The 20,092-nt window shown below is 63.8% G+C and carries 19 protein-coding genes; 8 read left to right on the forward strand and 11 right to left on the reverse strand.

Annotation, left to right across the window (positions count from 1 at the left end):
• Positions 1 to 15: 15 nt before the first annotated feature.
• From AC6CIG_RS12750 to mutM, 8 genes are all read right to left on the reverse strand, one after another.
• Positions 16 to 882, reverse strand: a complete 867-nt coding sequence (locus AC6CIG_RS12750; protein ID WP_437407957.1) for a nuclear transport factor 2 family protein — start codon at positions 880 to 882, stop codon at positions 16 to 18.
• A gap of 15 nt (positions 883 to 897) precedes the next feature.
• Positions 898 to 1,380 carry an SRPBCC family protein gene (locus AC6CIG_RS12755; protein WP_018093978.1) on the reverse strand — a complete coding sequence of 161 codons (483 nt, stop codon included), beginning with the start codon at positions 1,378 to 1,380 and terminating at the stop codon, positions 898 to 900.
• Between the two features lie 73 nt (positions 1,381 to 1,453).
• On the reverse strand, positions 1,454 to 2,722 hold the full coding sequence (locus AC6CIG_RS12760; RefSeq protein ID WP_018093977.1) for an RNA polymerase sigma factor: 1,269 nt from the start codon (positions 2,720 to 2,722) through the stop codon (positions 1,454 to 1,456).
• Positions 2,719 to 3,093, reverse strand: a complete 375-nt coding sequence (locus tag AC6CIG_RS12765; protein ID WP_018093976.1) for a YciI family protein — start codon at positions 3,091 to 3,093, stop codon at positions 2,719 to 2,721. Before AC6CIG_RS12765 ends, AC6CIG_RS12760 begins: the two co-directional genes overlap by 4 nt.
• Positions 3,094 to 3,217: 124 nt before the next feature.
• Positions 3,218 to 4,660 (reverse strand): chromosomal replication initiator protein DnaA, encoded by a 1,443-nt coding sequence (gene dnaA / locus AC6CIG_RS12770; RefSeq protein WP_379937073.1) that lies wholly within the window; start codon positions 4,658 to 4,660, stop codon positions 3,218 to 3,220.
• A 1,004-nt stretch (positions 4,661 to 5,664) separates the two neighbouring features.
• Positions 5,665 to 5,931, reverse strand: coding sequence for a 30S ribosomal protein S20 (gene rpsT, locus AC6CIG_RS12775; RefSeq protein ID WP_003527759.1), 267 nt, complete (start codon positions 5,929 to 5,931; stop codon positions 5,665 to 5,667).
• Between the two features lie 191 nt (positions 5,932 to 6,122).
• Positions 6,123 to 6,896 (reverse strand): enoyl-CoA hydratase, encoded by a 774-nt coding sequence (locus AC6CIG_RS12780; protein WP_437407958.1) that lies wholly within the window; start codon positions 6,894 to 6,896, stop codon positions 6,123 to 6,125.
• A gap of 56 nt (positions 6,897 to 6,952) precedes the next feature.
• Positions 6,953 to 7,858, reverse strand: coding sequence for a bifunctional DNA-formamidopyrimidine glycosylase/DNA-(apurinic or apyrimidinic site) lyase (mutM, locus tag AC6CIG_RS12785; protein ID WP_437407959.1), 906 nt, complete (start codon positions 7,856 to 7,858; stop codon positions 6,953 to 6,955).
• A gap of 181 nt (positions 7,859 to 8,039) precedes the next feature.
• Here mutM and ubiE point away from each other — a divergent pair, with 181 nt between their 5' ends.
• The 4 genes from ubiE to AC6CIG_RS12805 all read left to right on the forward strand — a co-directional run bounded on the left by ubiE (position 8,040) and on the right by AC6CIG_RS12805 (position 11,972).
• The gene (ubiE, locus tag AC6CIG_RS12790; protein ID WP_100670031.1) at positions 8,040 to 8,816 is read left to right on the forward strand and encodes a bifunctional demethylmenaquinone methyltransferase/2-methoxy-6-polyprenyl-1,4-benzoquinol methylase UbiE; all 777 of its coding nucleotides are present in this window, start codon (positions 8,040 to 8,042) and stop codon (positions 8,814 to 8,816) included.
• Between the two features lie 4 nt (positions 8,817 to 8,820).
• A complete protein-coding gene (ubiB, locus tag AC6CIG_RS12795) occupies positions 8,821 to 10,395 on the forward strand; it encodes a 2-polyprenylphenol 6-hydroxylase (protein WP_437407960.1) in 1,575 nt (524 codons plus the stop codon).
• 87 nt (positions 10,396 to 10,482) lie between these two features.
• Positions 10,483 to 11,262, forward strand: a complete 780-nt coding sequence (locus AC6CIG_RS12800) for an SDR family oxidoreductase (protein ID WP_437407961.1) — start codon at positions 10,483 to 10,485, stop codon at positions 11,260 to 11,262.
• Positions 11,263 to 11,366: 104 nt separating this feature from the next.
• Entirely contained in the window at positions 11,367 to 11,972 is a 606-nt protein-coding gene (locus AC6CIG_RS12805) for an ankyrin repeat domain-containing protein (protein ID WP_437407962.1), read from the forward strand.
• 4 nt (positions 11,973 to 11,976) lie between these two features.
• On the opposite strand, the gene AC6CIG_RS12810 is transcribed toward AC6CIG_RS12805, so the two are convergent.
• Positions 11,977 to 12,882, reverse strand: coding sequence for an NAD(P)/FAD-dependent oxidoreductase (locus tag AC6CIG_RS12810; protein ID WP_437407963.1), 906 nt, complete (start codon positions 12,880 to 12,882; stop codon positions 11,977 to 11,979).
• On the reverse strand, positions 12,872 to 13,330 hold the full coding sequence (locus tag AC6CIG_RS12815) for an Rrf2 family transcriptional regulator (RefSeq protein WP_437407964.1): 459 nt from the start codon (positions 13,328 to 13,330) through the stop codon (positions 12,872 to 12,874). Before AC6CIG_RS12815 ends, AC6CIG_RS12810 begins: the two co-directional genes overlap by 11 nt.
• Before the next feature lie 141 nt (positions 13,331 to 13,471).
• Here AC6CIG_RS12815 and coaBC point away from each other — a divergent pair, with 141 nt between their 5' ends.
• Positions 13,472 to 14,677, forward strand: coding sequence for a bifunctional phosphopantothenoylcysteine decarboxylase/phosphopantothenate--cysteine ligase CoaBC (gene coaBC / locus AC6CIG_RS12820; RefSeq protein ID WP_437407965.1), 1,206 nt, complete (start codon positions 13,472 to 13,474; stop codon positions 14,675 to 14,677).
• Here the strand turns inward: coaBC and AC6CIG_RS12825 are convergent.
• Positions 14,669 to 15,484, reverse strand: a complete 816-nt coding sequence (locus AC6CIG_RS12825; RefSeq protein ID WP_018093965.1) for a class II glutamine amidotransferase — start codon at positions 15,482 to 15,484, stop codon at positions 14,669 to 14,671. The two genes, coaBC and AC6CIG_RS12825, sit on opposite strands and share 9 nt — an antisense overlap.
• A gap of 252 nt (positions 15,485 to 15,736) precedes the next feature.
• Here AC6CIG_RS12825 and AC6CIG_RS12830 point away from each other — a divergent pair, with 252 nt between their 5' ends.
• The 3 genes from AC6CIG_RS12830 (at position 15,737) to AC6CIG_RS12840 (ending at position 20,069) form a co-directional block, all read left to right on the forward strand.
• Positions 15,737 to 16,867 carry a Gfo/Idh/MocA family protein gene (locus tag AC6CIG_RS12830; RefSeq protein ID WP_437407966.1) on the forward strand — a complete coding sequence of 377 codons (1,131 nt, stop codon included), beginning with the start codon at positions 15,737 to 15,739 and terminating at the stop codon, positions 16,865 to 16,867.
• Positions 16,868 to 17,142: 275 nt separating this feature from the next.
• Positions 17,143 to 17,997: a MurR/RpiR family transcriptional regulator gene (locus AC6CIG_RS12835; protein ID WP_018093963.1), complete on the forward strand. Its 855-nt coding sequence runs from the start codon at positions 17,143 to 17,145 to the stop codon at positions 17,995 to 17,997.
• A gap of 119 nt (positions 17,998 to 18,116) precedes the next feature.
• The gene (locus AC6CIG_RS12840; protein WP_437407967.1) at positions 18,117 to 20,069 is read left to right on the forward strand and encodes a bifunctional 5-dehydro-2-deoxygluconokinase/5-dehydro-2-deoxyphosphogluconate aldolase; all 1,953 of its coding nucleotides are present in this window, start codon (positions 18,117 to 18,119) and stop codon (positions 20,067 to 20,069) included.
• The last annotated feature ends 23 nt before the right edge of the window (positions 20,070 to 20,092 follow it).

Consider the following 20,092-nt stretch of genomic DNA (forward strand, 5'->3'; position numbering starts at 1 on the left):
CGCGGGCCGAGCGGTTCAACCGCCTTCCTTTACCGGTGCGACGATCCCCCAGGTAACCCCGAAGGGATCTTTGAGCTGGCCGTAATGATCGCCCCAGAAGGCGATCTCCAGCGGCATCGTCACCTCCGCGCCGGCCTCCACCGCCCGTTTCCACCAGAAATCCGCGTCGTCGACGACGAGGTGCAGCACGAAGCCCTCCGGCGGCTTCCAGGGATGGCCGAATTCCGGGAAGGGATCGTTCAACATCAATGCGCCGCCGTTGATCGTCAGGTGGCAGTGGATGAGGCGCTTTCCGTCCTGGGCAAGTTTGCGGTCCTCCTCCTTGGCGCCGAAAGCGCGGACGTAGAAGGCCGCCGCCGCATCTGCATCCTCCACGTTGAGATAGGCGATGACACCGGGCATGGGCGGGCGCGACGGTGCTTGCCAGTCGACCTCGGATCGAGGATCGAGATCGATCGCCGCCTTGAAGCTCCCGTCCATGTAGAAGGGAACGGATTCGTGCTGATGGGCAATCTTCCATCCCCTGTCGGTGCGCGTCAGGCCCAAGGTCAGGCGATACCAGAGCGCCGCCTTCTGACCATCGTGCTTCTCGCCGGAAAGATGCGTCAGCGCAGTGGCGAAGGCGACGTCGCCGCTCACGGAAACGTCGAGATCCTCGAGGGTGAAGCCGAGCGGTCCTTTCCACGTGGAGAACCACTGCTCGAGGCCGCCGGCATCTGCGTCGGAGGCCTTGAGGGGCGGCGCCAGGGAAAAGACGAGGCAATCGTCCGTGCCGTGGGCGAGGACGCGGGCGGCATCCTTCCGGCGCAACGCCTCCGCCCAGCCCCCGATTACCTCCTCGATCTCCGCAATGGCCGCATTGCTGCTCCCGGTAATGGTCATGACCCGGCCCTCCCCTCAGAGTTTCGCAACGAGTGCTGCAAGCTGATCGGCGCATTGGCCCCAGCCCTCGTGGAAGCCCATCTTCTCATGGGCATCGCGGTCCTCGACGCTCCAATGGAGCGCGCGGGCCGTATAGCGGGTCTTGCCGCCCTCGTTCTCGAAGGTCATGACCGCCGTCATGAACGGCTTTTCGGACGGCTTCCAGGCTTCCGTAAAGGCATCGGTGACGACGATCTTCTCGTTCGGCACGACTTCCAGATAGACGCCCTGATTTGGATAGAGTTCGCCCTCGGGCGAGCGCATGACAAAGCGGTTGATGCCGCCCGCCCTGACGTCGAGCTCCGCTTCCGTGATCGTCCACGGCAGAGGGGCGAACCACTGCTTCAGAAGCCCGGCTTCCGTGAAGGCCCGGTAGACCTTCTCGCGCGGGGCATCGATCAGCCGGGTCAGAACCAGTTCGCGTTCGCCGCCGGAATTGGTGTCGGTCGCTGCAGTCATTTTCGAATTCCTCCATGTTGGTTCATTCCAAGGACGAAAGAGGATGCCGCCTGCCGACAGGGGTCAGAAAAAATTATCTCTCTTCTTCCGCGACCGTCGCCGGCTCGGCCGCGAGGTGATCGAGCTGCATGCGGATATAGGCCGCTTCGGCCGCGTTGGTGGCCAGTGCGATCGCCCGGTCGAAGGCGGCGCGCGCCTCGCATGCCCGGCCGAGTTGCTTCAAAAGGCCGCCGCGCAGGCCATGATAATAGAAATAGCCGGAAAGCCTCTCGCCAAGGGGCTCCACCATGGCCAGTGCGGCCTCCGCTCCCTCCCGTTTGGAGACGGCGACCGCGCGATTGAGCGTGACGACCGGAGAGGGCTGCAGGCGCTCGAGCGCCTGGTAGAGGAGGTCGATCTCCTCCCAATCCGTCTGCTCAGGACGTTCGGCGCGGGCGTGCAGGGCGGCGATCGCTGCCTGTATCTGGTAAGGCCCGGGGCGGCGATGGCGCATTGCCTTGTCGATCATCGCCAGCGCCTCGGTAATCATCGGCCGGCTCCAGAGCCGCCGATCCTGATCTTCGAGCAGGACGACGGCACCGTTTGCATCGAAGCGCGCGCGGGCGCGCGAATGCTGAAGCAGCAGAAGTGCCGTCAGGCCCATGATTTCCGGCTCGGCGGGAAACAGCCGCAGCAGCAGCCGCGACAGGCGGATCGCCTCGTCGCAAAGATCGGCGGAGACGCCCTCGGCGCCGTTCATCGCCGAATAACCCTCGTTGAAGACGAGATAGATCATCGTCGCGACCGCAGCGAGCCGCTCGGCGCGATCGGCGGCATCGGGTGTCTCGAACGGGATGCCGGCGGCCGCCACGCGGGCCTTGGCGCGGGTGATGCGCTGCTCCATCGCGGCTTCGCTGACGAGAAAAGCACGGGCGATCTGCCTGACGGAGAGCCCCGATACGATGCGCAGTGCAAGCGCGATCTGCTGGGTTGCCGGAAGCGTCGGATTGCTGCAGACGAAGAGCAGCCGCAGGATGTCGTCGCGGTAATGCGCCCCGTCGAGGCGATCGGCGAGTTCACTCTCCCGGTCTTCGAGGTCGGAGAGCAGTTCCTCCGGGGGCAGCGCCGTCTCGCGCGACTGCCGCCGCACCCTGTCGATGCCGCTATTGCGTCCGACGAAGATGAGCCAGGCGGCCGGATCGCGCGGCGGACCGGTACGGGGCCAGTTTTTCAGCGCCCGGATACAGGCCTCCTGAAATGCCTCCTCCGCCAGATCGAGATTGCGAAAGTAGCGCAGCAGCGCACCCATTGCCTGCGGCCGCGCGGAAACAAGAGCAAGATCGATCCAGCCTGTGTCGGTCATGAGGGCAACTCACCGGGTTTATAAAGCGCGAGCGGCCGGACTTCGTAGGAGCCCGTGCTCGGATTGGCGTTACTCAGATCGCGCGCGAAGTCGAGCGCCTCGTCCAGCGAGGCGCAATCGATCAGATAGAAGCCGAGCAACTGTTCCTTGGTCTCGGCGAAGGGGCCGTCGATGACGATCGTCTCGCCGGCGCTGTGGCGCAGCGTCGCCGCCGCCGTCGTCGGCACCAGCCGCGCCACGGGCCCCAGCTTGCCCGCTTCGACATATTTGCGTTGGACGGCGCTCAGATCACGCATGACCCGCTCGTCCTCCTCCTTGCTCCAGGCACTGGTGACGCTTTCATCGTTGTAGCAAAGCACGGCGTAAAGCATTGAAAATCTCCGCTCTGGTCTGAAGACGAATGGCGGTATTGATAGCCGACAAGCGAGGCGAAAAAAACGCTCAACAAAAAAGCCCGGCGGACCGGGCTTTTCGTAACTTCGAGCTTACCTGCTTCTATTCGTTGATCAGTCGCTTCAAAAGCTCGATCTCGTGGCTGAGCTTGGTGTCGGCAGAAATCAGCTCCTCGATCTTGCGCACCGCATGGAGCACGGTCGTGTGGTCGCGCCCGCCGAAGCGGCGGCCGATTTCGGGGAAGGAGCGTGGGGTCAGTGTCTTCGACAGATACATGGCGATCTGGCGCGGCTTGACGATGACGCGGGTGCGGCGGTTCGAGACCAGCTCCTGACGCGAGACGTTGTAGTGCTTGGCCACCACGCGCTGGATATCTTCGATGCGGACGCGGCGCGGTTCCCCGGCATTGACGAGATGGCCGAGCAGTTCGTCGACCCGCTCGATCGAAAGCTGCGGCTCGAAGGAGCGACGGAAGAGAAGCTGATTGAAGGCGCCCTCGAGTTCGCGGCCGCTGGCTGTCACGTTGCGGGCGACGTGGCTCAGGATCTCGGGCGGAATCTCGAGCGAGGCATCGTCCTGGCGCGCCGCTTCGAGACGACGCTTCAGCATTTCCAGGCGCATCTCGTAGTCCGGCCCTTCCATCTCGATCGCCACGCCGCCTTGCAGGCGCGAGCGAACGCGGCTGTCGAGCGATTCCAGCTCCCAGGGTGCACGGTCGGCGGCGACGACCACCTGTTTGGCGGAGTCGAGCAGCATGTTCAACAGATGGCAGAACTCGTGCTGGATCGACTTGCCCTGCAGGAACTGCATGTCGTCGATAATGAGAAGGTCGATGTTGCGAAGCGATTCCTTCAGCGACAGCGCGTCGTTGTCGCGGATCGCCGTTGCGAAACGCCACATGAAATATTCGGCCGTGAGATAGACGACGCGCGGCGCGCGCGCACTCTGGAGGGCCGCGAGAGCGATCGCCTGCAGGAGATGCGTCTTGCCTAGACCAACGCTCGAATGGATGAAGAGCGGATTGAAGCGCACGGCGCCGGCGCCGGCCTCGGCAATCGTACGCGCTGCCGCGAGCGCGACCCGGTTCGACGAGCCCTCTACGAAACTATCGAAACCGTAGCGCTGATCGAGAGGCGAGCCGAAAAGCGGCGCCTGGACGGGTCTCGCCGGAGCTGCCGCAACCGTGGCGGCGGCAATTGCCACGGAGGGGGCCGCCGAACGGCGGGAAGGAGAGACGGGCGCCGCTTCGGCAGCCACGGCAACGCTCTCCTCAGGAGCCGTCGGGCGATGACCACGGGTCGCAGTGCGCACGAGGATCTCGACCTTCAGTATTTCGCCGTCCTCCTGCTGGACGAGCGTGGTGATCAGATCGAGATAGCGATTATTGATCCAGGACTTCAGAAAAGTCGTCGGGACCGAGAGGCGCACGACGCTTTTCGACACTGAATGGAGCTTGAGGCGTCCAAACCAACTTGCGAAGACATCCGGTCCGACCTGGGCTTTCAAGCGCGCACTTACCCGCTCAAACAGTGCGTCATGCCGCATGTCGTGTTTTTCCCCCGCCGCCTGAGACTGATTGCTTCCGGCCTGAAAACCTTCAGGTGCCGTCGCCAAATTCATCCGCATCTTGCCGCCTTCCAATTTCATTATTCCGACGCCGTCATTTCTGGCGGCCTCATCTTTATGTCCGCCCGCCACGGCCGCTCAAAGCCATGCCGCGTCAGCCGGACGCTCTGATACGCACCGAACCCGGGCTCCTCATATCCCGTCACGGCGCGCTGCGCTCATTCGCTCGCCTTCGCCTCAAGCAAATGTCCCCCCGCACTTCGCCTTACCGATTCTGCACGGCCATTTTCAAGCCGGTCAGAACCGTTTTTCCTCGTTGTCGGCTGACCGCACCCTCGTACGTAGCGGACAGCCCGAGCCTCCTTCTTCCTATCCCATGCCTTCACAAGGCCAAGCCCCGGCCGGCAACCATAAGACGAAACGTCCTCGCTCCGGTGCGAAGGCTCGCCCGGTTTTATCGTCTCGACTTGTTTGATTGATCGACGTGGAATTACCCCCGCCACAGGCGACGGAAAGCTCAAAGCCACCCCGATTGGAATGACCCTTAAACTTCCTCGTACAGATGTGATCTGTGTCCCCTGTGGAAGGCATTTAGGCAGGATCGCCCGGCAAGATCAATGGCGTTTTTTACCCGCTCGTAAGCGTCGACAGTTGACTCTCGTGCCGGGTTTTGCATCCCGCTTCCGAGTCCGGCGAGAATCCCTGTTGAATCAAGGGTTTTGTTTTTTGCGTTCTTGCTTAGCTGGCGAAAAAGAAAAAAAATAAAAAATGGCTTGACTCACTTCGGACTCAATCCGCCCGCCTCGCGAGACCACATTTTTGCCGCAACCTCTCATAAGCCACTGAAAAACCTACGACTTTTTTGTCACGGGATTGACACGAGCGTGACAAGGTCAATCGCGTGCACCGTTGACGACGGCACGAATCGGAAAAGCCCGGCGGTCACGCCGGGCACTTCATCAACAGCTTTTTTCTTAGCCGGGTTAGGCCGAAAGGCTCTTCACGCGCTGCGCCAGGCGCGAAACCTTGCGCGATGCCGTGTTGGAATGCATCACGCCTTTCGTGGCGGCGCGCATCAGTTCCGGCTGTGCCGCCTTCAGGGCGGCGGCTGCGAGTGCCTGATCGCCGGAAGCGATCGCTTCCTCGACCTTGCGGACGAAGCTGCGGATGCGCGAACGACGGGCCTTGTTCACTGCGGTACGGCGTGCGATCTTGCGGGTCGCCTTTTTCGCCGAAGTTGTATTGGCCATTGATGCCTCTCTTCGAAAACTGACATGGACTCCGCCTCGCCGTGCCGGGTCACTGCGACCTGTCATACAAGCAATTCGGGAGTATTATCGGAAAGCCTCGAACGACGGCGTTCCAAACTGAGGGCGGCGTATAAAGGGAAACCGCCCGCACGTCAACGCGCAATTTGAGAAAACAGAGTCCTGTCCGTGGCTCACCTGTGTTTGAATTCGGCTTTGCGCTTGGCGACGAAGGCGGCCATGCCCTCTTTCTGGTCCTCCGTTGCGAAAAGCGACTGGAAGAGCCGCCGCTCGAAGCGCAGGCCCTCGGCGAGCGTCAGTTCCAGAGAGCGGTTGACTGCCTCCTTGGCCATCATAGCCGCCGGCAGCGAGAATGACGCGATCTTCTTCGCGGCGTCGAGCGCCTCCTCCAGGAGCCTGTCCGGAGCCACCACGCGCGAAACGAGCCCGGAGCGCTCGGCCTCCGCCGCGTCCATCATGCGGCCGGTGAGAATGAGGTCCATGGCCTTCGCTTTGCCGACTGCGCGGGTCAGGCGCTGCGATCCGCCCATGCCGGGAATGACGCCGAGGGTAATCTCCGGCTGGCCGAACTTCGCCGTTTCGGAGGCGATGATGAAGTCGCACATCATGGCGAGCTCGCAGCCGCCGCCGAGCGCGAAACCGGATACGGCGGCGATCATCGGTTTGCGGGCGTTCGCGACATGCTCCCATCCGCCAAGGAAATCGGCGAGGTAACCGTCGACGAAATCGAGCCCCTGCATCTCCTTGATGTCGGCGCCGGCGGCAAAGGCCTTCTCGGAGCCGGCAAGGACGATGGCGCCGACGTCCCTGTCGGCGTCGAAGACCTTCAACGCGGCATCGAGCTCGCGCATCAGCACCGCATTCAGCGCATTGAGCGCCTGCGGCCGGTTGAGCGTGATCAGGCCCACGCGGCCCTGCGTTTCGACCAGCAACGTCTCGTAACTCATTCCCGTCTCCTTCACGCGTTGTCGCAAGATTGAAGAGCGGAATGTGCCATGCCGCCCTATTTCTGGCAGTGCGGGCAATAAAAGGTCGAACGTCCCGCCTGTACTATGCGGGCGACCGTACCGTGGCAGCCGGGCGTGCGGCAAGCCTCGCCTTCCCTGTCATAGACGGAGAAGCTGTGCTGGAAATAGCCGAGACTGCCGTCCGCCTGAATGTGATCCTTGAGCGAGGAGCCGCCGGCGGCGATCGCATCGGCAATCACGGCGCGGATCCTTTCCGTCAATGCAATTAGCGCCTGTTTCGGGCGGCCCCGCTTGTCCACGAGCGTGCCTGCCGTCCTTTTCGGCGAGAGGCCCGAGCGCCACAACGCCTCGCAGACATAGATATTTCCGAGCCCCGCGATCGTCCTCTGGTCAAGAAGAGCGGCTTTCAGGGGCTGGACCTTGCCGGCGAAACGGGCGGCGAGATAGGCGGCGTCGAGGGCATTGCCGGTCGGCTCCTCGCCGAGGCCGCGGAGATAGACGTGGTCGGCGAGCGCCGAGCGCCGAGCCAGATCCATGAAACCGAAGCGACGCGGATCGTTATAGATCACCCGTGCCGGACCGGAGCCGCCATCGAGATGGAAGACGACATGATCGTGCTTCTCGTCCTTGCCGCGCGGGTGGTGGAAGGCGCCGGGCGTGGCCGGATTCGCGCCAGCCTCTATCGGGCCCTTCTCGATCCGGAACGAGCCGGACATGCCGAGATGGGCGATGATGACGTCGCCGCCCTCGAGCTCGATCATCAGATATTTGGCGCGCCGCGAGAGGGCGATGATGCGGCGGCCCGCGACCGCGTTGGCGAAATTCTCGGGGAACGGAAAGCGCAGATCCGGCCGGCGCAACTCCGCCCGCACCAGAAGCGCACCCTCCATGGTCGGCGCCAGTCCGCGCTTGACCGTTTCCACCTCGGGCAATTCCGGCATCGGCCGTGTTCCTTCATCCTTTATTCATCGCACCCGCCCACGTGAGCGGCACGCCATTCCCATGACGCCGTCGATAGCCTATATCCCGCTGCATGCGGCAGCCGGTCGCCTCTCGCTCAGATAGCGTGCACGGAGCGATTTCGCTATGGTGCCGGCAAAATTCGTTGAAGTGGAGTTTCGTATGGCGGATGAGCGCGTATCGGCGAGGGGCGGAATGGAGACCTCATTCGGTTTCCGCGAAGTCGGCACGGGCGAGAAGCAGCCGCTCGTCAACGACGTCTTCCACAAGGTCGCCAAACGCTACGACATCATGAACGACGTGATGTCGGCCGGGCTGCACCGCGTCTGGAAGGATGCGATGATCGCGGCGCTCAACCCGCCGAGCCGCGAGGGCTATCGGGTTCTCGATGTCGCCGGCGGCACCGGTGACATCGCCTTCCGCATCGTCGAGCGCTCCGGGCGCAAGGCCCATGCGACCGTACTCGACATCAACGGCTCGATGCTCTCGGTGGGCGCCGAGCGCGCCCGCAAGAAGGGGATCGACGCCAATCTCGACTTCGTAGAGGCCAACGCCGAAGACCTGCCCTTCGCGGCGAATTCATTCGACGCCTACACGATCGCCTTCGGCATCCGCAACGTGCCGCGCATCGAGGTCGCGCTCAAGGAGGCCTACCGCGTGCTCAAGCGCGGCGGCCGGCTCCTCGTGCTCGAATTCTCCGAAGTGGAGATGCCGCTGCTCGATCGCTTCTACGACGCCTGGTCCTTCAATGCGATTCCGAAATTCGGCAAGCTCATCACTGGCGACGATGCGCCTTACCAATATCTGGTGGAATCGATCCGCAAGTTTCCGAACCAGCGTGATTTCGCCGCCATGATCCGTGATGCCGGCTTCGCCCGCGTCTCCTTCACCAATTATACCGGCGGCATCGCAGCGCTGCATTCCGGCTGGAAAATCTGAGCGCATGAGCACTCCCGGAGCATATTTCCGTCTCATACGGATCGGCTGGGTCCTTGCGCGCGAGAATGCGTTTGCCGCGGTCCCCTCCGAACACCTGCCCCCGCTCGCACGATTCGTGCAGAAACTCGCCGGCCTGCTCGCCAGCCGCGAGGCCCGATTCGGTGCGCGCAGCGGCCGCCTCGCCCGGGCGGTGGAACGGCTCGGCCCTTCCTATGTCAAGATCGGCCAGTTTCTCGCGACCCGCCCGGACGTGGTCGGCGCCGAACTTGCCGCCGACCTCTCGCTGCTCCAGGACCGCATGGCGACTTTTCCCGAGAGCGCGTCCAGGGCCGCGATAGAGGCGTCTCTCGGGCGCCCCGTGGGCGAGCTCTTCGTCGAATTCTCCGAGCCTATCGCAGCCGCATCGATCGCCCAGGTTCATCCCGCCGTGGTCATGCGCGACGGCAGACGCGAAAGGGTGGCCGTCAAGGTCATCCGCCCGGGCGTGCGCCAACGCTTTGTGGCCGACATCGAGGCCATGTATCTGGTATCGCGCATGCAGGAGCGATTCCTGCCCTATACGCGCCGCCTGAGGCCGGTCGAGGTGACGAAGACGCTGGAGCAGACGACCAAGGTCGAAATGGATCTGAGACTCGAGGCCGCGGCGCTATCCGAACTTGGCGAGAACACCAGGGAGGATTCCGGCTTTCGCGTGCCCAGGGTCGATTGGGAGCGCACCGGCCGCGACGTCGTGACGATGGAATGGATCGACGGCGTCAAGATGTCGGACATCGAAGGGCTGAAACGGGCCGGTCATGACCTGAACCACCTGGCCGAAACGCTGATCCAGTCCTTTCTGCGCCATACGCTCCGGGACGGCTTTTTCCACGCGGACATGCACCAGGGCAACCTCTTCGTCGACGATGCGGGCCATATCGTCGCCGTCGACATGGGGATCGTCGGCCGCCTCGGCCGGAAGGAACGACGCTTCCTGGCCGAGATCCTCTACGGCTTCATCATGCGCGATTATCAGCGCGTCGCGGATGTGCATTTCGAGGCCGGTTACGTTCCCTCGCACCACGACGCGGCAAGCTTCGCCCAGGCGATCCGCGCCATCGGCGAGCCGATCCACGGCCAGCCGGCCGAGACGATCTCGATGGCGAAGCTGCTGACGCTGCTGTTCGAAGTCACCGAACTTTTCGATATGCAGACCCGCCCCGAACTGGTGATGCTGCAGAAGACGATGGTCGTCGTCGAGGGCGTCGCCCGAACGCTCAATCCGCGCTTCAACATGTGGAAGGCGTCCGAACCGGTGGTCGGCAAGTGGATAAGGGACAATCTCGGGCCGAAACGCATCGTCGCCGACCTGCGCGACGGCGTTCATGCGGCGCTGCGGGTTGCCGAAGCGCTGCCGGAGATCGCAGCCCGGACCGAGCGGTTCTCGGCGGAAATCATGGCAATCAGCGAGAACGGCCTGCGCTTCGATCCGGAGACCGCGGAAGCGATCGGCAGAGCCGAGGCGCGCCATACGCGCTCCGGCCGTATCGCGCTATGGCTTATCGCGGCGACGCTCGTCTACATCGCCTGGCAGCTCGCGTGAACGGAGCGGCGGGCCTCCCTGCCAGCCGGCCGGGCAGAAGTGCCAGGCAGCCAGGCGTTGCCACCGATCAAAGCAGGAGGAAGGAATATGGATCTCGGCATTAGCGGCAAAAAGGCGCTCGTTCTCGGTGGCAGCAAGGGGCTCGGGCGCGGTATCGCCGAAGCGCTTGCTGGGGAAGGCGTTGCGGTCGCGCTGACCGGCCGGAACGGAGAAACCGCAGCGAAGGCCGCAGCGGAAATCGGCCCGAATGCTGCCGGCTTTTCGCTGGACCTGGCAAAGCCTGAAGTCGTCGACCCCTTCCTCGACCGGCTCGCCGCTACATTCGGACAGATTGATATTCTCGTGCTGAACGGTGGCGGTCCGCCGCCGACGAATGCTGCCGACATCGATCCCGGCTTCTGGCGGGCCCAGTTCGAAGCGATGGTGCTTTCCGGCATGCGCATTTCGCACCGCCTGCTGCCGTCGATGCGGGAGCACCGCTTCGGCCGCATCGTTGCCGTCGCCTCCACCAGTATCCGCGAGCCGATCCCCGGCCTGACGGCGTCCAATGCGTTGCGCAGCGCGCTTGCCGGCTGGATGAAGACGCTCGCCAGCGAGGTGGCAGCCGACGGGGTGACCGTCAACATGCTCCTGCCCGGCCGGCTTGCGACGGACAGGACCCTGAGCTTCGATCGCATGGATGCGGAGGCCGAGGGCGTCAGCGTCGAAACCGTTGCAGTGCGCAGCCAGTCGGAAATTCCGCTCGGGCGCTATGGGACGCCGGCCGAGTTCGGTGCTGCCGCAGCCTTTCTCGCAAGCCGGCAGGCCGCCTACATCACCGGGATTGCGCTGCCCGTCGACGGCGGGCTCAGCCGTTCGATGCTCTGACCATGTTCATCCAGTTTCAGAGATCGGCTGCACGAGGCCTGCGGCGCTACGCCGTCATCGCTCTCGTCACTCTTTTCAGTCTAACAGGGGTCGCGAAGGCCGCCATGCTGGATAAAGAACTCCTCACGGCCGCCCGGCTGGGCAATGCCGCCGAAATCAGCGCTCTCGTAGAGCGCGGCGCACACGTGGATGTGCGCGACGAAACAGGCGCGACGGCCCTGCTCATCGCCACGCATGAGAACAATATCGAGGCCGCAAGGGCCCTCATCGCGGCCGGTGCCGACGTCAATGCCAAGGACCGCATCGAGGACAGCCCTTATCTCTATGCCGGCGCGCGCGGCCATCTCGAAATATTGAAGATGACGCTTGCGCATGGCGCCGATCTCAAAAGCACCAACCGCTACGGCGGCACCGCCCTCATTCCAGCCGCCGAGCGCGGCCATGTCGAAACCGTGAAGACGCTGATCGATGCCGGGGTTGCCGTCGACCATGTAAACCGCCTCGGCTGGACGGCGCTCCTCGAGGCGATCATCCTCGGCAGCGGAGGCGACAGCCATACGGAGATCGTCAGGCTGCTGATCGAGGCCGGTGCGGATGTCAATCTGGGAGACAGCGACGGCGTTACGCCCCTCGCCCATGCTAAAAGACAAGGGTTCCGGCCGATCGAGCGCCTTCTCGCCGCCGCCGGCGCTCATCAAACGGCGGAATGAAGGCTCAGTGTACGTCGAAAATCAGTGACTTATGCGCGGCCACGGCTGCCGTGACGCCATCGCCGACCGCATGCGAGACCGAGCCCGCGCCCCGCGCGGCATCGCCACAGGCATAGATGCGCTCGACGCTCGTCTCCTTTGCCTCGTTCGTCCGGATATAGGGTCCGAGCGGCCCGTCCTCGAACTCGCAGCCGAGCGATGCAGGCAGATCGCTCGCCATGCGGGTGCGCGACGCCAAGAACAGACCTTCGAGAGAAACGGTCCGGCCGCCATCGAGAACCACGCTCGCCTTCGCTCCGTCGACAGCGACGACCCTCTCCCTTTCGATCTCCACACCGCGCGCTTCCAGCATGGCGGCCTGAGCGGCATCGGGCTCGAACGCTCCATTGGCGAAAAGGGTGGTCGGGCCCCAGTCCGGCAGCATCATGGCCTGGTGAAAACTGGCCTCACCGGTTGCGAGAACGCCGATGCGGCCCTGCCCGAGCTCGTAACCATGGCAATAGGGGCAATGAAAGACGGCGCGGCCCCAGCGTTCCTGAAGCCCCGGTATCGATGGCAGCTCATCGACGACGCCCGTTGCCAGGATCAGCCGCCGCGCCACGATCTTTTCGCCCTGCACCGAGACGACCAGATTGGCGCCGTCGCGGCGCGCCGTATCGGCCGTTCCTTCGACGAAACGCACATTGGGATAGGCCAGCAACTGTTCCCGGCCGTGCGCCGCGATCGCCGCAGGCGCCTCGCCGTCGCGGCTGAGGAACCCATGCGACGATTCGGCAAAGCGGTTCCTGCGCGCGCCCGCATCGACGACGACCACGGAGCGTCTGGCTCTGGCCAATTGCAGTGCCGCCGACAGCCCTGCATAGCTTCCACCCACGATCGCCACGTCTACCGGCATCACATCAACCGCCATGGTTCTGCTCCTTCATCTGCTGGCGACGGATCGCCATTCGTCGCTGGAAATCGTTTGAAAGATCTGCGAGGCTTATTCGTTCCAATCGCTGCATGAGAAGCGCCTCGGCATCCCGGAGCGCTCCGTCCATCGCAGCATTGACCGCCTGCTCCACAACACAGCCGGGAGCCTCGGTTCGGTTGCCGATCGCAAACACGGCCGGTTCACCGAGCGCGGCATGCACGTCCGCAAGGCTGATGGTTGCGAGATCGCGCACGAGCGACCAGCCTCCGCCATGCCCCTTTTCGGAGCGGACGAGACCCGCCTCCCGTAAACCCGCCATGGTGCGTCGGACCACGACGGGATTGGTGGAGAGGCAGGCTGCCAACTCCTCCGAGGTGATGGTTTGGCGCTCCGCCATGTGGAGGAGCGCATGCAAAGTAATGGAAAGTCGGCTATCGCGCTTCATGTAACTCAAACTGTTACGTGAAACGCGGAAAGTCAAGCGTCAAATTCGGCCTGCACTCGAAATCAGGCGCGCAATTGCGTGCGGCAAGTCGGTCGAGTAGGGTCGCCGGAAACGAACGGGAGCGGCTGGAGCCGAAGCGGAATGACACTGTCGGGCAAGCGCATTCTTCTCATCATCGCCGGCGGCATCGCGGCCTATAAGAGCCTCGACCTGATCCGCCGCCTGCGCGAGCGCGGTGCCGACGTGCGCCCGGTGATGACGGCGGCGGCGCAGCGTTTCATCACGCCGCTGACCGTCGGCGCGCTTTCGGCCTCTCACGTTTTCACGGAGCTTTTCTCGCGCGAGGACGAGCAGGATGTCGGTCACATCCGGCTGGCGCGGCATTGCGATCTCGTGGTCGTGGCCCCGGCAACGGCCGACCTGATGGCAAAGATGGCGAACGGTCACGCCGACGACCTCGCCTCGACGGTGCTCCTGGCGACCGACCGGCCGGTGCTGCTCGCGCCGGCGATGAACCCGAAGATGTGGTCGCACCCGGCCACGCACCGCAACCGCGCGACGCTCGCCGGCGACGGCGTCCGCTTCGTCGGACCTGCCACTGGCGAAATGGCCGAGAGCGGCGAGGCAGGGGAAGGCCGCATGGCCGAAGCTCTGGAGATCGTCGCGGCGGTCGAGGAATTTTTCAACGGAGCAGGCCCGCTCGCCGGTCGCAAGGCCATCGTCACATCCGGACCGACGCACGAGCCGATTGATCCGGTGCGCTACATCGCCAACCGGTCGTCCGGCAAGCAGGGCCACGCGATCGCCGCAGCACTGGCGCGGCTCGGCGCCGAGGTCACGCTCGTTTCCGGGCCGGTGACGATCGCGGACCCCGCCGGCGTCCGCGTCGTACGGGTCGAGCGCGCCGAGGAGATGCGCGATGCGGTGTTGGCCGCGCTGCCGGCCGATGTGGCCGTCATGGTGGCAGCCGTTGCCGACTGGCGCGTCGCATTGGCCGCCGGCAACAAGATCAAGAAGCGGCCGGGCGAGGCCCCTCCTCCGCTGCAGCTTGCAGAGAATCCCGATATCCTGAAGACCGTCGGCCACCACGCATCGCGGCCGAAGCTCGTGATCGGCTTTGCCGCCGAGACCGAGAACGTCGCCGAGAACGGTCGCGCCAAGCTCCAGAAGAAGGGGGCCGATTACATTCTGGCCAACGACGTTTCGCCCGCAACCGGCATCATGGGCGGCGACCGCAATCGGGTTAAGCTGATCGGCCGTGACGGTACCGAAGAATGGCCGGAAATGGGCAAGGACGATGTCGCGGCGAAGCTCGCAGCGCTGATCGCGGCGAAGCTTTCACCCTGAGGACAGGCCGCAGGTGGGCGCTATGGCCACGTCGGCCGTCCCGAAAAGGCGAACGTCGACGCCGTTTTCACCGACGATGATCGCGGATCCGTCCGGAACCTCCACCCAGGCGCTGTCATCGTCATTGAGCGGCTCGGAGACGAGGCAATAGCCGCCGCTCGACCCCATCGGGCCTGCATAGAGCGTGGGAGCTTTCCAATCCGTGGCATAGCGGACCGCATAAAGATCGCGGCCGTCGGAGAAGGCCGCCGTGAAGCGCACGAGTGCCGGGCGTCCCAGGCGTTCGGCAAGCCGCTCGACGAAGGCGAGCGCCTCGGCAACGGCACCGAGGGGATCACGGTCGAGACCGAACTGCAGGGCAAGCAGGAAGAGCAGCTCCGAATCCGTCGTGCCGCTGCGCGCCGAATAGAGCTCGTTGTCGAGCATGGTCTCCATCGGCCGCCGCAAATGCTCGAAATCGCCGATCTGTCCATTATGCATGAAGGACCAGCGGCCGAAGACGAAGGGATGGCAATTGTCGCGGCGCGTGCCGCCGCCGGTGGCCGCGCGAACATGGGCGAGGAACAGCGGCGAGCGAATCTGCCTTGCAATGCTCTTGAGATTGCAATCCGACCAGGCGGGCAGGATGTCCCGGTAGCGGCCCGGCTCAGGACGGTCGCCGTACCACGCTATTCCGAAGCCGTCGCCATTGGTCGCCGTTTTCGCCCTGACGGCGCAATGGGATTGCTCGATCAGGGAATGCTTGGGCGACGTCACGAGTTCTTCGAGATAAAGCGGCTCTCCGCGATAGGCTGCCCAACGGCACATGCTCGATCACTCCGATTTCGCCCCGCCATATGGAAGCGATTCGTCCGCCACCGTCACCAGTGATGTTTCAACGCAACATGGTAAAAATGCGTTAACACATTCTGCCCCAAACATAGCGGACCGGGCGGACACGCCCTGTTCCATCAGGCACGCGGGACCCGGATTTTCGAACAAATATTCCATATTGACAACTCGCGCGCATTTCATTTCATTTCTCCGAGCACAGACAGGGCTTGGCCCGGGAGAAACGAGATGAGCGGCAAGCGCAGGCTGGGCATTGGCCTGATCGGGACGGGCTTCATGGGCAAGGCGCATGCCCTTGGGTTCACGATTGCGGCACGAGTCTTCGACCTGCCCTTCGAGCTGGATCTCGTATCCGTCGCGGACGTGACGCAGGAGGGCGCGGAGGCGGCCCGCGGGCAACTCGGCTTCCGCAAGGCGACGGCCGACTGGCGCGAACTTCTGACCGATCCCGAGATCGACATCATCGACATCACCACGCCGAACCTCCTGCACAAGGAAATGGCGCTCGCTGCGATTGCCCACGGCAAGCACGTCTATTGCGAAAAGCCGCTGGCACCGACGGTCGCCGACTGCGCCGAAATGGTCGCCGCCGCGCAAAAGGCCGGCGTCGTCACCCAGGTCGGCTTCAACTATCTCAAGAACCCGCTCATTTTTCTCGCCAGGGACATCATCGAAAGCGGCGAGATCGGCGAAATACGGTCGTTTCGCGGCATTCATGCGGAAGATTTCATGGCTGATGAGAGCGTTCCGTGGGGTTGGCGGCTGGACCCGCGCAGCGGCGGCGGTGCGCTCGCCGACATCGGCAGCCACATGATCGCCTGCATGCGCCATCTCGTCGGGCCGATCCGGTCCGTACTGGCAGAGACCGTCATCCACGTTCCGCAGCGCCCTGTCACGCGCGGCGCCACAGAGACCCGGACGGTCGAGGTCGACGACGTCACGAGGGCCTTCGTCCGTTTCGAGAGCGGCGCGAGCGGAAGCTTCGAAGCGAGCTGGATCGCGACCGGCCGCAAGATGCAGCACGATTTCGAGATTTACGGCTCCAAGGGAAGCATCGTATTCACCCAGGAGCGGCTGAACGAGATCAGGGTCTACTCCGCCGGCGGCGACATCAGGAGCCGCGGCTTCCGGACGATCTGGGCGGGACCGGAGCATCCGCCCTATGGAGCCTTCTGCGTGGCACCGGGCCACCAGATCGGCTTCAACGAGCTGAAGGCGATCGAGGCCAACGAGTTCCTGGAAGCGATCGCCAAGGGCGGTAAGACCTCGACCGATTTCCGCGAGGGCTACGAAGTCCAGAAGGTCCTTTCCGCAACCTATCACTCCGCAAGGACGAACGATTGGGTGGAGATTGGCTGATCTCGACGTCCGACTCGCCGTTGTCCTTGCCCCTCACCCTAACCCTCTCCCCGCGCGCGGAGAGAGGGGACATGCCTAATGGTTCGCGGGCGCCATGATTGCGAAGGTAGCGCCGCGAGTTCCTTCGCCGCGCCGGCGGGAGGCAAGCCTGAGGCGATGCGGGCATGCATACTTCCCGCTGGATAAGGAACCAAAATGGAACGTCCATTCTATCGCTGCAATGGATAGTCGATTAAACTGAGGCAAACGACGAGAGCGAGCCGGAGGCCCGAACGATGCCCACGCCTGAAACGATTGCCGATGTCCCGCAGGATTTCGAAACGCTGAAGGCGGTTATCCTCGAGCGCAAGGCGCAGCTGCCGAAACGGCTGAAACAGGTGGCGGCCTACTCGCTCGACAATCCGGACGAGATCGCCTTCGGGACGGCGGCGAGTATTGCGACTTCGGCCGACGTCCAGCCCTCGACGCTCGTGCGCTTCGCCCAGCACTTCGGCTTCGAAGGCTTTTCGAGCCTGCAGCAGATTTTTCGCGCACGCCTGCGGGAGCGCACGCCCGGCTACGAGGAACGGCTGAAGGCGCTGCGCCAGAACGATCACAGCAAGCTCGAAAGCGGATCGATCTTCAACGGCTTCGTTGCGGCCGCCCATCGCTCGCTCGACAACATCGCGACCTCGGTCGATCCCGAGGCATTCGAGCGCGCCGTCGGCATTCTCGCCAAGGCGAACACGATCTATCTCATCGCCAAGCGGCGCTCCTATCCGATCTCCAGCTACATGGCCTATGCTTTCGGCAAGCTGAAGGTGAAGTATCAGCATGTCGGAACGGCCGCCGGGATCGACGAGGACATGCTGGCCATGGCGACGAAGGAGGATGCCGCCTTTGCCGTCAGCTTCTCGCCCTACGCGTCGGAAAGCGCCAGCCAGGCGCGCTTGCTCGCCAACCGCAAGGTACCCGTTGTCTCGCTGACCGACTCCGCCTTCTCGCCGCTCGCCGAATCCTCCAGGGTCTGGTTCGAACTGGTCGAGGCCGATCATGCCGGCTTCCGTTCGCTCTCCGCCAGCATGGCCTTCGCCATGGCGCTGACCGTCGCCATCGCCGAGAAACGGCGCCGCCTCGCCGAGGGCGAGTGAGGCAATATAGAACGTAAATTCCACATTGACGAAACAACGGAATTTATGTTTCATATGCTCGTCACCCATGGCATAGACATAGTTGTCGGCGCCGGTCCGGCGTCCGCGGGGAGGAAGCAGTGAGCCAGATTTCGTCGGCCCAAGTTCCATCAGGTGCGGGTGCCAAGCCCCTCGACCTCATCACGATCGGCAGAGCTTCGGTCGACCTCTACGGACAGCAGATCGGCACGCGGCTCGAAGACGTGGCGAGCTTCGCCAAATCCGTCGGCGGCTGCCCCTGCAACATTTCCGTGGGCACAGCGCGCCTCGGCCTGAAATCGGCGCTCCTGACGCGCGTCGGCGACGAACAGATGGGCCGCTTCATCCGCGAGCAGCTTCAGCGCGAAGGCGTGGAGACGCGCGGCATCGTCACCGACCCGGAGCGGCTGACCGCACTTGCGATCCTCTCCGTCGAGAACGACAAATCCTTCCCGCTCCTTTTCTATCGCGACAACTGCGCCGACAACGCGCTTTGCGAGGACGATATTTCGGAAGATTTCATCGGTTCCGCGCGCGCGGTCCTCGTCACCGGCACGCATTTTGCCAAGCCGAATGCGGACGCCGCCCAGCGCAAGGCGATGAGGATCGCCAAGGAAAGCGGCGCCAGGATCGTCTTCGACATCGATTACCGCCCTAATCTATGGGGTCTTGCGGGTCACGATGCGGGCGAGAGCCGCTACATTGCCTCGGACCGCGTTTCGGCGCATCTGAAGACCGTGCTCGGCGATTGCGACCTGATTGTCGGCACCGAGGAAGAGGTGCTGATCGCATCGGGCGAAAGCGACCTCCTCGCGGCACTCAAGACCATCCGCTCCCTCTCCGAAGCCACGATTGTGCTCAAACGTGGACCGATGGGCTGCATCGTCTATGATGGACCGATCTCGGACGATCTCGAAGACGGTATCGTCGGCAAGGGTTTTCCAATCGAAGTCTATAACGTTCTCGGCGCTGGCGACGCTTTCATGTCGGGCTTTCTGCGCGGCTGGCTCACCGGCGAGCCGCACGCGACGTCCGCTACCTGGGCCAATGCCTGCGGCGCCTTCGCGGTCTCGCGCCTGCTCTGCGCGCCGGAAATCCCGACCTGGACCGAACTGCGATATTTCCTTGAGCACGGCAGCAAGGAGAAGGCGCTGCGCAAGGACGAGGCGATCAACCACGTGCACTGGGCGACGACGCGACGGCGCGACATCCCGCTCCTGATGGCGCTCGCCGTCGACCATCGCAGTCAGCTCGAGGACATTGCCGAGGGAAATCCGGAACTGCTCTCGCGCATCCCGGCCTTCAAGGTGCTTGCCGTCAGGGCTGCGGCAGAGGTGGCTCAAGGCCGCTCCGGCTTCGGCATGCTGATCGACGACAAATACGGCCGCGATGCGCTCTATGCCGCCGGCGCCCATCGCGACTTCTGGATCGGCAAGCCGATCGAGCTTCCGGGATCACGGCCGCTTACCTTCGAATTCAGCCAGGACCTCGGCAGCCGCCTCGTCGACTGGCCGGTCGACCACTGCATCAAGGTGCTTTCCTTCTACCATCCCGACGATCCGGCCGAACTCAAGACCGCTCAGGTCGCAAAGTTGCGTTCGGCCTTCGAGGCGGCGCGCAAGGTCGGGCGCGAGATCCTGATCGAGGTCATCGCCGGCAAGCACGGGACACTCGACGACCGGACCATTCCGCGGGCGCTGGAGGAACTCTATGATGCCGGCTTGAAGCCCGACTGGTGGAAGCTCGAGCCGCAAGCGAGCCGCGCCGCCTGGGCTGCGATCGACGACGTGATCGAGGCGCGCGATCCGCTTTGCCGGGGCGTGGTGCTCCTCGGCCTGGAAGCACCCTATGAGGTGTTGAAAGACGGTTTCGCCGCCGCCAGAATGTCGAAGACGGTCAAGGGATTTGCCGTCGGCCGGACGATCTTCGCCGACGCTGCCAAGGCCTGGCTTTCCGGCAGGATGACCGACGAGCAGGCAGTCTCCGACATGGCGGCGAAATTCAAGGCGCTCGTCGATCTCTGGCTGCAATTGGGTGAGACCAAGGCGGCGTAGCGGCCAAATAAAAAGGCGGCGCG

This window comes from Sinorhizobium sp. GQ132 (genome assembly GCF_059758575.1).

What these genes read in the sequence shown, in the direction of transcription:
- ubiE (WP_100670031.1), top strand. Translation starts at nt 8,040, where the DNA reads ATGGCGGATGAGCGCGTATCGGCGAGGGGCGGAATGGAGACCTCATTC.
- AC6CIG_RS12755 (WP_018093978.1), bottom strand. Translation starts at nt 1,380, where the DNA reads ATGACTGCAGCGACCGACACCAATTCCGGCGGCGAACGCGAACTGGTT.
- AC6CIG_RS12800 (WP_437407961.1), top strand. Translation starts at nt 10,483, where the DNA reads ATGGATCTCGGCATTAGCGGCAAAAAGGCGCTCGTTCTCGGTGGCAGC.
- ubiB (WP_437407960.1), top strand. Translation starts at nt 8,821, where the DNA reads ATGAGCACTCCCGGAGCATATTTCCGTCTCATACGGATCGGCTGGGTC.
- dnaA (WP_379937073.1), bottom strand. Translation starts at nt 4,660, where the DNA reads ATGCGGCATGACGCACTGTTTGAGCGGGTAAGTGCGCGCTTGAAAGCC.
- AC6CIG_RS12765 (WP_018093976.1), bottom strand. Translation starts at nt 3,093, where the DNA reads ATGCTTTACGCCGTGCTTTGCTACAACGATGAAAGCGTCACCAGTGCC.
- AC6CIG_RS12780 (WP_437407958.1), bottom strand. Translation starts at nt 6,896, where the DNA reads ATGAGTTACGAGACGTTGCTGGTCGAAACGCAGGGCCGCGTGGGCCTG.
- mutM (WP_437407959.1), bottom strand. Translation starts at nt 7,858, where the DNA reads ATGCCGGAATTGCCCGAGGTGGAAACGGTCAAGCGCGGACTGGCGCCG.
- rpsT (WP_003527759.1), bottom strand. Translation starts at nt 5,931, where the DNA reads ATGGCCAATACAACTTCGGCGAAAAAGGCGACCCGCAAGATCGCACGC.
- AC6CIG_RS12750 (WP_437407957.1), bottom strand. Translation starts at nt 882, where the DNA reads ATGACCATTACCGGGAGCAGCAATGCGGCCATTGCGGAGATCGAGGAG.
- AC6CIG_RS12805 (WP_437407962.1), top strand. Translation starts at nt 11,367, where the DNA reads ATGCTGGATAAAGAACTCCTCACGGCCGCCCGGCTGGGCAATGCCGCC.
- AC6CIG_RS12835 (WP_018093963.1), top strand. Translation starts at nt 17,143, where the DNA reads ATGCCCACGCCTGAAACGATTGCCGATGTCCCGCAGGATTTCGAAACG.
- AC6CIG_RS12825 (WP_018093965.1), bottom strand. Translation starts at nt 15,484, where the DNA reads ATGTGCCGTTGGGCAGCCTATCGCGGAGAGCCGCTTTATCTCGAAGAA.
- AC6CIG_RS12810 (WP_437407963.1), bottom strand. Translation starts at nt 12,882, where the DNA reads ATGGCGGTTGATGTGATGCCGGTAGACGTGGCGATCGTGGGTGGAAGC.
- coaBC (WP_437407965.1), top strand. Translation starts at nt 13,472, where the DNA reads ATGACACTGTCGGGCAAGCGCATTCTTCTCATCATCGCCGGCGGCATC.
- AC6CIG_RS12815 (WP_437407964.1), bottom strand. Translation starts at nt 13,330, where the DNA reads ATGAAGCGCGATAGCCGACTTTCCATTACTTTGCATGCGCTCCTCCAC.
- AC6CIG_RS12760 (WP_018093977.1), bottom strand. Translation starts at nt 2,722, where the DNA reads ATGACCGACACAGGCTGGATCGATCTTGCTCTTGTTTCCGCGCGGCCG.
- AC6CIG_RS12830 (WP_437407966.1), top strand. Translation starts at nt 15,737, where the DNA reads ATGAGCGGCAAGCGCAGGCTGGGCATTGGCCTGATCGGGACGGGCTTC.